General features: G+C 51.4%; 13 protein-coding genes, 1 tRNA gene and 1 pseudogene. 9 read left to right on the top strand and 6 right to left on the bottom strand.

Translation table 11 applies throughout. From position 1 onward, the window contains the following. From AC07UY_RS14560 to AC07UY_RS14550, 3 genes and pseudogenes are all read left to right on the top strand, one after another. On the top strand, positions 1 to 87 hold an 87-nt coding region (locus AC07UY_RS14560; protein WP_135618312.1), incomplete at its 5' end, for an IS3 family transposase. A 29-nt stretch (positions 88 to 116) separates the two neighbouring features. Next, a pseudogene (locus tag AC07UY_RS14555) lies at positions 117 to 419 on the top strand (conjugal transfer nickase/helicase domain-containing protein); the annotation flags it as partial. Continuing rightward, entirely contained in the window at positions 409 to 1,335 is a 927-nt protein-coding gene (locus AC07UY_RS14550; protein ID WP_494701360.1) for a tyrosine-type recombinase/integrase, read from the top strand. The pseudogene AC07UY_RS14555 and the gene AC07UY_RS14550, both read left to right, overlap by 11 nt. Positions 1,336 to 1,482: 147 nt before the next feature. Here the strand turns inward: AC07UY_RS14550 and AC07UY_RS14545 are convergent. Further along, positions 1,483 to 1,573, bottom strand: a tRNA-OTHER gene (locus tag AC07UY_RS14545). Between the two features lie 46 nt (positions 1,574 to 1,619). Here AC07UY_RS14545 and AC07UY_RS14540 point away from each other — a divergent pair. Genes AC07UY_RS14540 through AC07UY_RS14515 form a run of 6 tightly spaced genes read left to right on the top strand, consistent with a single transcriptional unit; the run spans position 1,620 to position 7,388 of the window. Next, on the top strand, positions 1,620 to 2,504 hold the full coding sequence (locus AC07UY_RS14540; RefSeq protein WP_494701361.1) for a ParA family protein: 885 nt from the start codon (positions 1,620 to 1,622) through the stop codon (positions 2,502 to 2,504). Next, positions 2,501 to 2,875 carry a hypothetical protein gene (locus AC07UY_RS14535; RefSeq protein WP_494701362.1) on the top strand — a complete coding sequence of 125 codons (375 nt, stop codon included), beginning with the start codon at positions 2,501 to 2,503 and terminating at the stop codon, positions 2,873 to 2,875. Before AC07UY_RS14540 ends, AC07UY_RS14535 begins: the two co-directional genes overlap by 4 nt. Continuing rightward, a complete protein-coding gene (gene dnaB, locus AC07UY_RS14530) occupies positions 2,868 to 4,223 on the top strand; it encodes a replicative DNA helicase (RefSeq protein WP_494701363.1) in 1,356 nt (451 codons plus the stop codon). Before AC07UY_RS14535 ends, dnaB begins: the two co-directional genes overlap by 8 nt. Then, positions 4,220 to 5,704, top strand: coding sequence for a ParB family protein (locus AC07UY_RS14525; RefSeq protein WP_494701364.1), 1,485 nt, complete (start codon positions 4,220 to 4,222; stop codon positions 5,702 to 5,704). The genes dnaB and AC07UY_RS14525 overlap by 4 nt, the downstream gene beginning before the upstream one ends. Next, entirely contained in the window at positions 5,688 to 6,227 is a 540-nt protein-coding gene (locus AC07UY_RS14520) for a DUF2857 domain-containing protein (protein ID WP_000938043.1), read from the top strand. The genes AC07UY_RS14525 and AC07UY_RS14520 overlap by 17 nt, the downstream gene beginning before the upstream one ends. Before the next feature lie 18 nt (positions 6,228 to 6,245). Continuing rightward, positions 6,246 to 7,388, top strand: a complete 1,143-nt coding sequence (locus tag AC07UY_RS14515; protein WP_494701365.1) for an STY4528 family pathogenicity island replication protein — start codon at positions 6,246 to 6,248, stop codon at positions 7,386 to 7,388. Positions 7,389 to 7,915: 527 nt separating this feature from the next. Here AC07UY_RS14515 and AC07UY_RS14510 read toward each other — a convergent pair. From AC07UY_RS14510 to AC07UY_RS14490, 5 genes are all read right to left on the bottom strand, one after another. Further along, positions 7,916 to 8,599 (bottom strand): YrhA family protein, encoded by a 684-nt coding sequence (locus AC07UY_RS14510; RefSeq protein WP_494701366.1) that lies wholly within the window; start codon positions 8,597 to 8,599, stop codon positions 7,916 to 7,918. A 10-nt stretch (positions 8,600 to 8,609) separates the two neighbouring features. Then, positions 8,610 to 9,725, bottom strand: a complete 1,116-nt coding sequence (locus tag AC07UY_RS14505) for a DUF8093 domain-containing protein (protein ID WP_206160099.1) — start codon at positions 9,723 to 9,725, stop codon at positions 8,610 to 8,612. A 245-nt stretch (positions 9,726 to 9,970) separates the two neighbouring features. Then, the gene (locus AC07UY_RS14500; RefSeq protein WP_223168601.1) at positions 9,971 to 10,684 is read right to left on the bottom strand and encodes an HNH endonuclease; all 714 of its coding nucleotides are present in this window, start codon (positions 10,682 to 10,684) and stop codon (positions 9,971 to 9,973) included. Positions 10,685 to 10,791: 107 nt separating this feature from the next. Beyond that, the gene (locus AC07UY_RS14495; protein ID WP_494724434.1) at positions 10,792 to 11,769 is read right to left on the bottom strand and encodes a nucleotidyl transferase AbiEii/AbiGii toxin family protein; all 978 of its coding nucleotides are present in this window, start codon (positions 11,767 to 11,769) and stop codon (positions 10,792 to 10,794) included. Then, complete coding sequence (locus tag AC07UY_RS14490) at positions 11,754 to 12,476, bottom strand: DUF6088 family protein (protein ID WP_206160096.1); 723 nt, start codon at positions 12,474 to 12,476, stop codon at positions 11,754 to 11,756. Before AC07UY_RS14490 ends, AC07UY_RS14495 begins: the two co-directional genes overlap by 16 nt. Between the last annotated feature and the right edge of the window lie 326 nt (positions 12,477 to 12,802).

The raw sequence follows: 12,802 nt of genomic DNA, 5'->3' as shown, positions 1-12,802 counted from the left end.
ATCGAGTGTGATTACAATCGCTGGAGACGTCACAGCGCCTGTGGCGGACTCAGCCCGGAACAGTTTGAAAACCAGAATCTCGCTTAGGGCTGTGTCCACATTACGTGGGTAGGATCACCGTCGCCGGAACGGCGTTTCTGGTCACGCCGGGCATTTTTAAGCTCTGGCTGAACGCCTGCGGAAGAAATATCCCGGCAGAACGCTGGCGGGAGGTACAGAAAGCGTTTCAGGATCTGAATCTGCACCGCAAACGCAAAAACGGCCTCAACATCTGGAACTGCGCCGTTGTCGGTCCGCGCCGCAGCTCGCGTTTAAAGGGGTATCTGCTCCACGATCCCACGCTGCTGTTCGGCGATGACATCCCCTTTAATAACCCCCATCTCTTGCTGAATGAAGGAGAGAATGACCATGACCTTTGAAGAACTCCTGGATGAGTACTTTTTTGCCCGCCTGCTGCGACCGGCGACCCAGGATTGTTATCGCACGGCGGTGGAGCAGTTTACCCACTGGCGCAACGTACTGCCCGCCGAAGTCACGCCGCATATGGCGCTGGAATGGCGCGGCTATCTGCTGAACGAGCGCGATATCAAGCCGGTGAGCTGGAATCACTACATGCGCCACTTGCGCGCGCTGTATAACTTCGCCATCCGCCAGGGACTGCTGACGCAGTTCATCAATCCGTTTATGAACGTCACGCTGCGCGAATCGCGTCGCCGGAAGAAAACCCTGACTCATGAGCAAATTGTTCTCTCACGCGAAGTCCTGCATCACTACATCGAGCAGGAGAAAACGCAGTACGGCTACCATTCGCCGTTTTACCCCGCCTGGTTCTGGCTGGCGGCAATAGAGACATTCAACTACACCGCCATCCGGCTGAACCAGCTTCTGCATCTGCGTAGCCGGGATATCGATCTGTTACATAACACCCTGTTTATCCAGAGCGAGGGCAGTAAAAGCCACGATGAGCATGTGGTACCCATCTCCTCCCGACTGCGGCCACATCTGGAAATGTTACTGTATGAGGCGCACAAACGGAGGATCGCTTCCGGCGAGCAACTATTTAATATCAACTGCTTCAACCAGCGGACGCTGCGCCAGGGCAAAACGATGACAGAAAATCAGGTCAGCTATTTCTTTGCCAAACTGAGCGACGCCTGCCACAGCCGTTTTTCCTCACACCGCTACAGCCACACCGTGGCAACCGAACTGATGAAGAAACCGGAGCAAAATTTATACGTCACGCAGAAGCTGCTGGGGCACAGGGATATTAAAGTCACGCTCAGCTATATCGAACATAATGTCGAGATGCTCAGAAGTTGCGTGGAGAGAGATTGACAAAGCGGAAGGTGAGTGGAAAGATCCCGAACCGAGGCTTTATAAACAAAAAAGCCAGAAACACGGCCTCTTGTGGTTGCCGTTAATTTCCGGTCTTAATGAATAACGCATTGACTACTTTAGGTTTTCCGCCTGCTTTTTAATTCATGGTGCGAAGGCCGGACTCGAACCGGCACGTATTTCTACGGTTGATTTTGAATCAAAGCGATCGGGTAACTTAACCTACTAACAAATCAGCGTTTTTACAGTGAAGTCCTTTTCAGACAACGAAAAAGGCACTGGTTATGAAAAACGCAGATGCACACATTCTACCTACGCTAATTGCCGCCATTCTTTCCACCAAAGGTGGCGTGGCGAAAACTACCGATACGGCGAATCTTGGCGGCTACCTGGCCGATCAGGGACTGAAAGTCCTGATGATTGACGCCGATATCCGCCAGCCGACGCTCAGCAGTTATTACCCTCTGGATAATGAAGCCCCCGGCGGGATCTACGAGCTTATCGCGCAAAACGAGCTGGATCCAGCCATCATCATCTCACACACCTCCATTCCCGGGCTGGATATCATCATCTCCAACGATCCGCGCGGCGAACTGATGAGCCTGCTTCAGGCTGCGCCGGATGGCGTAATCCGCCTGCGCCACCTGGTACGCCAGATAACCGGCTATGACGTCATCCTGATCGACACCATTGGTGCACGCACCATCGCGCTGGAAATGGTGCTGTTAGCCAGCGATCTCATTATCTCCCCGGTATTGCCGGAAATGCTCTCCGCACGCGAGTTCCTACGCGGCACACTGCAAATGTACCGGGATCTCAAGCCCTTTACCCGCTATGGCATCCCGCTGCCGCCGCTGAAGGCGGTGATCAACAAGCTCGATCACACCAACGACGCACGCGAAATTCACCACAACCTGCATCAGGTTCTCCAGCACAAACAGAAAGAGCAGGAGCTACTAGTTCCCACCGAGATCCTGATGACGCCGGTTTATGCCAGCGTGGCCTATCGCCGGGCGGCATCGCTGGGAATGCCGGTGCATCGGCTAGATACCTCTCGAGCCAGAGGCCGAGCAACGCCCTGTGCCGCTGAAACTATGCGGATGCTGGCCGAAGAACTGTTCCCACAGGTTCTCGCCCTACCCCATCAACCGGTGGAGGGCATCGCATGAAACGGAAAATCTGGCGAGCATTTTGCTCTTATTACGCCCAGTATCCCTTCGAGCAAGACGATGAAGTGATCGTGTTCTTTGAAGCTGCCGATCGTGAAGAGGCGCGGGAAACGCTGCCAGTGTTAATGTCGCTGCTCTGGCACATTCCGCCTGAAAAGGTGGACTGCTCCAACCTGGAGGATGAGAACGAGCTACGGGATACGTCCGGTTCACTGATGTCTCCCAGAGACTGGCCACTATTTGAAATCGGCTGGTCCAACAATAAACCGCTCTACTCCAGTGATTTACCGCTTTTACTGCTACCGCCGCATCAACAGACCCGACTGTGGGAAGCCTTTCTGGCCTGTCAGGAGGGTAATCGAGATGAGTAAGCGCAAACGGCCACAACCGCCCCACTCCGTCGAAGCGGAACAATCGGTGCTCGGCGGGCTGATGCTGGATAATGATCGCTGGGATGATGTCGCCACGCAGATTTCCGCGCAGGACTTCTTTATCTCTGCGCACCGCACTATCTATAGCCATATGCAAACCCTGGTCGAACAGGGAAACCCCATCGACCTGATAACCCTGAGCGAATCGCTGGAACAGCAGGAGCAACTCGAAGAGGTGGGCGGCTTCGCCTATCTGGCGGAGCTGTCAAAAAACACACCCAGCGCCGCCAATATCATTCCCTACGCGCAATACATTGCCAGCTACGGCGAACTGCGCCAGCTTCTGCTATTAGGCAATGAACTGAGCGATATGGCAGGCCAGCCGCGCAGCAATGTGGCCGATGTCCTGAACTTTGCCGAGCAAAAGCTGTTTGCCATTGCGCAGTCACATCAGGATGGCGGCCTGACCGATATCAGTACCAGCTTTGACAACGTGCTGGCAGGCATCGCTCAGCGCTACGAGGCCGAGCGCGGTAGCCTCAGCGGAACGCCCTCCGGGCTGGAACAGCTCGACACCCTGACCTACGGATTCCAGCCAGCCGATCTGATTATCGCCGCCGCTCGCCCCTCTGTAGGCAAAACTGCCTTCGCCCTGACGTTGTGCGTCAACGCGCTAATGCTCCGCCCCACCCAGCCGGTGCAAATCTACAGCATGGAAATGTCGGCTGAACAGCTACTGCTCCGGCTGGTTTCTCTGATTGGCCGTGTCTCGCAAACCCGGCTACGCAGCGGCGATCTGAGTGATGACGACTGGCAGCAGATCGGCATCAGCGCCAACGTTCTGATGACAGAATGGAAAGATCGTCTGCTGCTCGACGATTCCGGGATCCTCACCCCGTCCCTGTTACGCAGCCGGGCCATGCGATCGCTGCGCAAGCATGGAATTCCCTCGCTGATCGTGGTCGATTACCTGCAACTGATGCGCTGCGGCGGCGCGGAAAATCGCAATCAGGAGATCTCGACGATCTCCCGCTCGCTGAAAGCGCTGGCGAAAGAACTAAACTGCCCGGTGCTGGCGCTGTCGCAACTTAACCGGGCGCTGGAGTCGCGCCTTAACAAGCGCCCCTGCAATGCCGACCTGCGCGATTCCGGCTCTATCGAACAGGATGCCGACGTCATCTTATTCCTCTACCGCGACGAGCTGTACGATCCCAACACGCTGGATCGCGGCATTGCCGAAGTGATTGTCAGCAAGCAGCGCAACGGCCCGATAGGCACGGTGCGAACCCGATTTATCAGCGATCAAACCCGCTTCGAATCGCTCAGCCAGCAAGGAGTCGGGTCATGAACAACAAACTGACTTCGACGGAACTCCAGTCACGCCTGCTACAGGGCAATTTTGATCGGGAAAGATCGCCTGATGAACGATTTGCCGATCCGCTGATGGAAACCTCGATGATCGTCACGCTGGAACAGCTTCGGCCCTACGATCTCAATCCGCGACTGATGCGTAACCCCAGCTATGACGATATCAAGGAATCGATCCGTCGTCGCGGGCTGGACACGCCGCCGCCAATCACCCGTCGTCCCGATCAGGAGTGGTTCATCATCGCCAACGGTGGCAATACCCGCCTGTCGATCCTCAACGAACTGTGGCGCGAAACGCATGACGAACGGTTCTGGCGCATTCAGTGTCTGTACAAGCCGTGGGCCGGTACATCCGATCAACCCATGCTCGGCGAGCTGCACTGCCTGATCGGCCATCTGGCGGAAAACGATATGCACGGCAAACTCAGCTTCATCGAACGGGCGCTGGGGATCAACAAGGCGCGGGAACTGTATCAGCAGGTGGAAAAGTGCCAGCTTTCACAACGGGAGCTGGCGGAGCATCTGAAGAACGACGGCTACCCCATTAATCAGTCACACATCAGCCGAATGGAACAGGCGCTGGAGTACCTACTGCCCTGTATTCCCGAGGTGCTGTACGCGGGGATGGGCCGCTCGCAGGTGGAAAAACTGCTGTCATTGCGGGCGGCATCATTACATCTTTGGCAGCGTCATGCCGCCGAAGACGTCGGTTCCTTTGACGATCTCTTTTCCTCCGCGCTGTCGCTGTTCAACGACCAGCCTGAAGACTTCGCTATCGAACGGGTGCAGGATGAGCTGCTGGGGCTGATGAGTCAGCAACTGAATGTTGACTACAACCTGCTGTTGCTGGACGTCGATCCCTCTGAGCAAAAGCGCCAGGCCGTGCTCGGCCCCACGCCGGAACCACCGCCTTATGTTCCACCGGAAGAACCTGAGCCACGCCCGATAACGCGCAGGCGTAAACCTGAAGCAGAGGAAGAGGACGTTGGCGCGCCAGCTCCTCTACCTGAGTCAGAAGAAGCGCCATCGCTATTGTGTGAAGGGACCGAACCCGTTACGGATATCTGGCGCATCCCACAACTGTGGGATACCACGGAGTCCCTACGATCGGTCAGCGATCGCCTGGCGTGGGATCTGGCGGAGCATTACACCATCGACGACCGGATAATTTCAGATACCGACATAAATGGCATTGGCTTTCAGGTGATGCCATTCGCATCAGAGCATCCCATGTTTACCCGGCCACAGTCACGCGCCTGTTGGGCGCTGCTGGCGGCGCTCAACGAGATCCCGCTAACGGAAGATCTGGCCTCTGCACTGACGCCTGGGCTCTTTTTTCAACGTGATGCAGACGGCTTCTTCTTCAGCGATGAATTTCTTATTAAAGCATTCCGGCTGATCCGTATTGTCCGCCGGATCAAAGAATTACAGCAGGAGGCACAACATGCTGCCGACGATTAATCAGGCCGTTTTGTCGCAGGTGATACAAGCCCTGAAGGACGGTAATGTGCGCTATTGCGAAGCGCTGGGCTTTGACCGCGAGGAGCTGAACGAACTTAACGCCCTGACCTTTGAAGAGTTAATGCACATGGGCAACACCTCAGCGCAGTTCCTGAAAATCACCATCAACCATGACGTGCTGCGCAAAATGCTGGTTCAGGTACGCCAGGAACAAAAATTCCAGCAACTGGTCGGCCAGGCGGTACAGCTTGGCGGTTCAATAGCATTAATCAGCCACTACTTCGGTATCTCGACCGCTGAAATCAGCGCCCGCCGTCGGCTGATGGGGATCCACGTTCGTCAGGGGCGCAACCAGGTTCCCGGCGAAGAAGAGGAAGCCGCGCTCTGGAATCGCTGGCAGGAGATCAAAGTGGATAACATCGACTCTATACCGGCACTGGAAGCCATGATGCTGCTGGCACAGGAACGTTCGCTCTCGCTGACCGTGGTCTGGAATCTGATCCGGCAGTGGGAAAAAAGCTGAGTGACCGAGGGGAAGATCATGACACCGTATATCCAGGCGCTGATCGCTATGACCGGCGACAAACTCCAGCAGCGGATGCAGAAGGATCCGACATCTGCTTCCGATAGTCTGCTGTTTATGGGTAATCAGCATGACACGGTACCGCGTCGTCTGTTGCAGGATCCGTTGCTATCGCCCAGAGATAAATTCGCCTGGCAGGTGATCCGGATGCAGGCGCAGGACAACGGCGGTGCGGTATTCCCCTCCTACAGTGAATTGCAGGTGCAGCTCTCTAACCGCCCACAGGATGAAAAAGCTTCGCGCAGTACCGTCAGCCGGGCATTGCTGATGCTGCGCCTGACGCGCTGGCTCAGCCTGTGCCATAAGGCGCGGGATCGGGTATCCGGGCGCATCTTAGGGAATATCTATGCACTGCACGATGAACCGCTGAGCGTACTGGATGCCGTGCGCTTTGATGCCAGCTATCTTCATTTGCTGGAGCAGTGCTCGCGGCATGAAAACAAGGCCATACGCGCCACTGCACAAGGCATTCTGTACGATATCCGCCAGGACACCAGCCTGCGTTATTTATCGTCGCGCATAGAACTGCTGGAAGAACGTGCCCGCTGGCAGCAGCGCCAGTCTCCTGAGGAGACTAAGCCAGAAACGTCCGGTCTCAATACGGTACCAGGCAAAATTTCACCTGGTACCGAATCGGGACTAAGCCGGAAACCGGGGCCTGACGGCTTAGTCTCAAATCAGGACCAGGCTTCTGTACGTACTGTACGTACTGTACCTACAGATCTTTGTAATAGTACTACCGCGCGCGCGAACAGCTCACCACCGAACTGGCCGCCGGAAATTCCGTTGACCCATCCTGAAAAACAGCTTGTCTTGCAGACCATGCAAAACCTGTCACCCCCGCTGCGCCAGGACGTGCTTGATGACGCAGCTCAACGCGTTGCCCGTGGCGGCATACAAAACCCGCTCGCCTATCTGCTGGCAACACTGCGCAAGGCGCAGGGCGGTGAGTTTAATCAGTATCGGCGCGGCAAAGCGGCGGTACCGGAGTTTGTACCGCCTGTGGTTTCAGAGCCGGAAATACCGGTTGAGCCGCGTAAAAAACGGGATATCAGTAAGTTGGTTGCGGAGATTCGGGCGCAGTGTTTGGGGAGTAGCTGATGTTGTGACGGCTTCATCGATTTCTGCTCATATGTTTATAAAACCCGTTTTTATCGACATATGGTCGGAACGTGTCGATGGCATAAACATATTTCGGCTATATGTTTAAAAAAATGCATTTTATCGACATATTTACAGATGGTTAATTTGGGTTGTCCGGCGTTGTCTGTATGAATTAATGGATAAGCAGTACTCCATTTTTGATGTTTTTACAGCTTGCAGGCTGTTTTTAGACATTACAGCCTACAGGCTGTAAAAGCCGATGCCTTCATGCTTTTCAGCTGCATAGTTTAAAAAAATTACAATACAGGTACTTTTAGAACCTAAAAACGAAATAATTTAAACTATCCAGGTACACGGCATTGATAAAGAAACCACGTTGATGCCACTGGCATCACCGCAACGCCTATCGATGTACTACCAATCAATAGGTAAAAGGATGATGCCACTTCATAAAAACGGTTCCCCAGCCTGGATGGGATGGCGAACCATAGCAGCATTAAGGCGTCACGCCGAAGTGCAATATCTCAGTTCACCGTATCAACTAACGCGGATAACAATTCGCTGAAGTGGGCGTGTGACTCAATGACGTAATCCGTTGATGCTTTATCGCGGATCTCAAAACAGTCATCTGTGAAACTGTAGGCAAACACGGACATACCATCTTCACCAATCAGTACCTTGTCAGAGAGGTTCGGATCAACATAGATTTCGTTGTCGCGTGTTTCAAAGTTGCGGATGTAGATATTCGACCATACGGGCTCATCGTTCTCCGCTTGTACCAAGCTGTACAGAGTCAAGCCGTTGTACTCAAGTCCATCCATGATTTCAAACATATCAGAGTAGTCCAGCCTGTGAATCATCAGGCGCTGGATATCCTCAAAAACCGTTCTCTTCTGAGCATCCCACTCAGCAGGGGCTGCTTTGCGCATCAAGTCTGCCATTACGTCTGGGTCTACTGGGTTGGCTACCGGGTAATTATTGTCAACCAGCAGTGTTTTAAGGATGCCAGGAGTGAAATAACTCTTTAGCTGAGCAGGTAGCAAAGCAGGCATTGCTATTGTTCTTCCTTCCTCGTCGCAAAACTCGACAAGATAGCCCAGGGTCGGGGTATCGAAAACCATAACTATCGTACCAACAGTCCCTTTTACCAGTCCTTCATTCGGTAAATCCTCTCCTAAAACCACAACGTCTAATTCGGCTCTTTTCATTTTTATTTTCTCATTTAACGAATATGGTTGTCAGGCGAGGAACTAACGCGTCTGTTTCATACATCCAGCCTGTACGCACGATCGCTGTTTCACCGTTGACGCCTAAAATGGGCATATCGACAGCCATTGTTTGACCATAATTATTTGCCTGCAACACTTTTGCTGGGGCCGATAATACGCCTTCCTGAATTCTTCCTGCTAAAACATCCGCATTAGTTGGGTTGTATCCCAGCGCTGACTCAAACACCCGGGCTTTGTGCCCCCCTGTAGGATGTGTTGAATCTAAAGCATAAGCCGCGAGTTTTTTCGGGTCGATAACGGCGTGTTCGGCGTTCACTAACGTACCGCTCTCAGATGTGAAACCCTTTACATATGGGCTTTCAAAAGTTGGTATTTTACTGAGACTCGATATTTCATCTAGTTCGCTGAGAGGGTTTAACCTGCCCATTGTCAATCCTGCCGCAACGGAGGCACCCGCAATGATTAGACCTTTGTTATTCATGACTTGATCGTAACCCGCTGGAGCATCCCCACCAAGCTGCTGCGCGGTTTCATGAAATCCTTCAATATTACCATTATACACACCGCCAGCGGCCAGCAGTCGGCCAACAGCTTTACTGTTTAGCGTTTTCCCCGATGGTGCAGTTGTTGGCCCGTAATAATCGTGGTGTATACGTTGAGTGGGGGCAGGCTTCCTGCCTTGCCGATCGGCAATAGCGTGCTGGTAGGCACTCGTTATTTCGTCCTTGTACCATGCATGCCACGATGAGGCTGTAGGGGTAAAAATCAGATCGCCGTTGTCGTCGATGTAAAATGGATTCCTTTCGCTGCTCCAGCGCCTGGAGGTATCCACACCAACAAGCCAACCAATTTGCAGCTCGTGCTCTACCTCATCATAAATGGGATCTGCGTAGCTGCGATGCCTTCGCTCATAAGGTCGTTGATGTGGGGATATGCTGTATTTTTCTTTGGGAAGACCAAAAGAGAGACTATGGCCGTTCGCTTCATAAGACAGGTCGTAATGTATACACGCTTCTCTCAGCGAGCCTGCTGGCGTGAGAATATATTGAAAATCTTCAGGGTCTAATTGCCGTGTTAAATCATGTGACCGGTAGAGTCGAAACATGCGGAATCCTTATCCTTCTATTTTAGAGGGATTTTCCGCCTCGGCAGTTGAATAATCAACCAATGAAATCTCTGAAAATATGACAGCTCATTACTGATGACTGGAACCGCCAGGATGCCAGACGAAAGCAGGCTGGTTGTTGACCTTATGCTGAGACGAGGAAACCGCGTTGATGCCAGTGGCATCAAAATTTCCAGATATACCGGGTAATTCCAGAAGTACCACCCGATATCCGGATGACAAAATCACTGTGAATCCGGAAAAACTACCGGTCGGCGAGGCTTACGCAACACTGTGCCATTAAGGCCTGAATAACGCGGTTCTTCTTTTGCTTCGTCGGACAATCGCACTACATTTCCATCAATCAATAAATGACCCCGGTCCATCAGAGTGTGTAAATCAGCAGCCAGGCACAAGCCGTTTTCAACGGTCGGTGCTCCTCCACTTGCATGGCTGATAATGTGTGCCGCTTCTAACGCTAACCCTGTCCCTGTAATAGCACAACGATTGTCCCAGTTAGTCATAACTCGAGCGCGAAAGACCCCTTGAGCCGGACGAATTTTCACTCGGGTATATTTTATTTCCTGTTTTTCAAAATGAGGTATATCCAGGCGTTGACGTGCAAGCTCAGCCTTATACTCTGAATACAACTGTCCATTACCTAAGTTATCGATCTCTTCTGCACTCCAGCCTACGCTGAGAAGCTTTTTCCGAGCTGCGTTATAGTCACGAACAGACTTATCAATTAAGTCTTCACGGCGCTCCAGAACAATTGTGTGCCCTCCGCGTTTTACTGGTACTGTACGATCCCCAATCTGCATATTCTCGCCACCAGAAGCTGCTATAAGATCAGCTCGCCATGCTGCGTGACATAAACTCTCGCCAAGATAATCATTTACTGCTTTGGCACTACTAAATCGCTGTCCATCAACATAAAACCAATAGCGACGTTTTTTCATGCGCTCAGCCTGTTCACGGGTATATCTCTGAGTCATTATTATACCTGCATTTATCCTGCGAGTTTTCTGGCATAGGGCAAACGAAAAATCAGTAAGCCAAAATGCCTCTACCTTACATAATTCCTAAGTTGAGCATGGATAGCATCCAGCATACTAATCACTTCGTCGTCTCCGGGAATATCACTATCATAGACAAGAGGAGCAAAACGGGTATGAAACTCCAGTCGTATCCTCTGCCAGACAGATGCCGCATCAGAAAAAATGACAGCCTCGTTTAAAGGAGAATCAAGCCAGCTTCCGGCGTGTCTGAACTGTTGCCTGTCAGCATCCTCGACCACCTTCAGCATAGAAAGCAGCGCATCATCAGTAAACAACCCGGCATATTTAGCATCTCGCCGGATAAGGCATAAATCATAGATATGCCGGATTTTAGCCTTCAACTGCTCCTCGGCATTTTCTTCACGGGAAGCCCGAACCAGCCCCATTATTTTTTCAGCAACGGTTCGCTCAATATTCAGGACATTGACTTCAAATGCCGCCAAACCAAATTCCTGAACTAAATCAGACCTCCCCATCATATTCAGAGATTCTGCAATCAATGTATATACTGGCATTAAAGAATAAGGCTCAGGCGTGGTAAATGCGTTTATTTCCAGTAAAAGGAACGGAGATGCCTGAGCAAAATCACCGTCAACTTGTCTGGGATACTCAAACCATGTTTTACGAAATGAACCATGTTTTGACTCACCGGGATGTCCCGGTAGATACCTCAGCCCCTCGGTAAGCCGAGCTTCGGCGTCTCTGATATAATTTTTGATCTGATTTCCAGAAAAATCAGGCAAATGAGCGGCAAGATCGATATCTTCAGAAAAACGACGAATCAATTTATAGGCTTTAGAAAGCGCCGTCCCACCTTTAAAAATAAGCCGCTCTTTATAATCAGAGCGGCTGAGATTTTTTAAAATATATGTCACCCAATAATCTTTCTCAACGTATACCGCCGGTATAGAAAGATGGTCTGCCGTGGCCTGAATAATCTCGATAAAGCTATCGGCATTCTCATGAAGATTCATATGATTTTCCATTTTTTAGCCTGAGACCAGTACCCTTTCAACCCAATGTTATAGCGTGTTGTTGGGTTAAGATCTTCTGCCAGAAGGCGGCTGATAGCATAACCATTGGTATCCAGAACGAGCCCCAGCAACGCTTTGGTCGCAGGTGGATAATATCCTTTTGCCAGTTGTACCAGTGATTTTAACGCACCTTCATCCATGTTTTTTATTTTCTGACTCAACACATCAAGCACTTCAAACGGCTGACTGTCAGGAATATTTTTAATATCCGTCAGAGCATCCAGGACTTCAAGGTATTCCTTGTTTTGTTCATTAACAGGCGCTTTACTGGGGACCAGGCGAATATCGATATTACCCAAACTCTTTTTCTGCCGCGCTTTTTCAGTAGCAATAGTGACCGTTTTCGGCACCTGAGTTGTCAGCCCCATGCGGTTATACAGGCTGAGGCCTGTTATATAGCCGATTCGTTCTTCACCCTCAAAGAGATAAAGGCGGATTTTTTCATTGTCCGAAGGACGAACCTCACCCAAAACTCCCTGCTTAGGACGATAAAAAACACCTTTTGAAAAACGGCGAACCTGACCACGGCTCACCAGGAGACTCATGGCCTTCGCAGTACTCTCCGGCGACGACCGCCAGGCAGGCAATGCCTGGTAGGTAAACATTTTACCAGGTTCAATCCTGTCAATATCTCTTACGACTTGTTTCTGAATGCTCATGAGTCACCTCCTGTACAAAATTTTACCTCTCACACATCGTTTCATTCAAGTTTTTCGCGCGAAAAACTTGAATAAATTGCTGACGAACCACTACTCTGCTTAAGAAGAAATGCTTGAAGGGGTTTAGTTATGTCTACACAAAAGGCACCTATAAATGCCTTTTGTGTAGACATAACAACAAACAAGTACGCTTTGATGTTACTGACATCACGTAGCTCCCTATCAATCCAATACCAATCAATAGGCAAAAGGGTGATGCCACTGGCATCACATAAACGTCTATCAATCCGCCATCAATCAATAGGAGTTGAGCGATAAAACTGGCA

The sequence above is a fragment of the Citrobacter sp. GW821-FHT02E08 genome (assembly GCF_059421685.1).
Note: the sequence above shows the minus strand (reverse complement) of the source record. Positions and strands in the feature narration are given on the sequence as shown.

What these genes read in the sequence shown, in the direction of transcription:
- AC07UY_RS14490 (WP_206160096.1), bottom strand. Translation starts at nt 12,476, where the DNA reads ATGAGCATTCAGAAACAAGTCGTAAGAGATATTGACAGGATTGAACCT.
- AC07UY_RS14500 (WP_223168601.1), bottom strand. Translation starts at nt 10,684, where the DNA reads ATGAAAAAACGTCGCTATTGGTTTTATGTTGATGGACAGCGATTTAGT.
- dnaB (WP_494701363.1), top strand. Translation starts at nt 2,868, where the DNA reads ATGAGTAAGCGCAAACGGCCACAACCGCCCCACTCCGTCGAAGCGGAA.
- AC07UY_RS14550 (WP_494701360.1), top strand. Translation starts at nt 409, where the DNA reads ATGACCTTTGAAGAACTCCTGGATGAGTACTTTTTTGCCCGCCTGCTG.
- AC07UY_RS14510 (WP_494701366.1), bottom strand. Translation starts at nt 8,599, where the DNA reads ATGAAAAGAGCCGAATTAGACGTTGTGGTTTTAGGAGAGGATTTACCG.
- AC07UY_RS14540 (WP_494701361.1), top strand. Translation starts at nt 1,620, where the DNA reads ATGAAAAACGCAGATGCACACATTCTACCTACGCTAATTGCCGCCATT.
- AC07UY_RS14535 (WP_494701362.1), top strand. Translation starts at nt 2,501, where the DNA reads ATGAAACGGAAAATCTGGCGAGCATTTTGCTCTTATTACGCCCAGTAT.
- AC07UY_RS14495 (WP_494724434.1), bottom strand. Translation starts at nt 11,769, where the DNA reads ATGGAAAATCATATGAATCTTCATGAGAATGCCGATAGCTTTATCGAG.
- AC07UY_RS14525 (WP_494701364.1), top strand. Translation starts at nt 4,220, where the DNA reads ATGAACAACAAACTGACTTCGACGGAACTCCAGTCACGCCTGCTACAG.
- AC07UY_RS14515 (WP_494701365.1), top strand. Translation starts at nt 6,246, where the DNA reads ATGACACCGTATATCCAGGCGCTGATCGCTATGACCGGCGACAAACTC.
- AC07UY_RS14505 (WP_206160099.1), bottom strand. Translation starts at nt 9,725, where the DNA reads ATGTTTCGACTCTACCGGTCACATGATTTAACACGGCAATTAGACCCT.
- AC07UY_RS14520 (WP_000938043.1), top strand. Translation starts at nt 5,688, where the DNA reads ATGCTGCCGACGATTAATCAGGCCGTTTTGTCGCAGGTGATACAAGCC.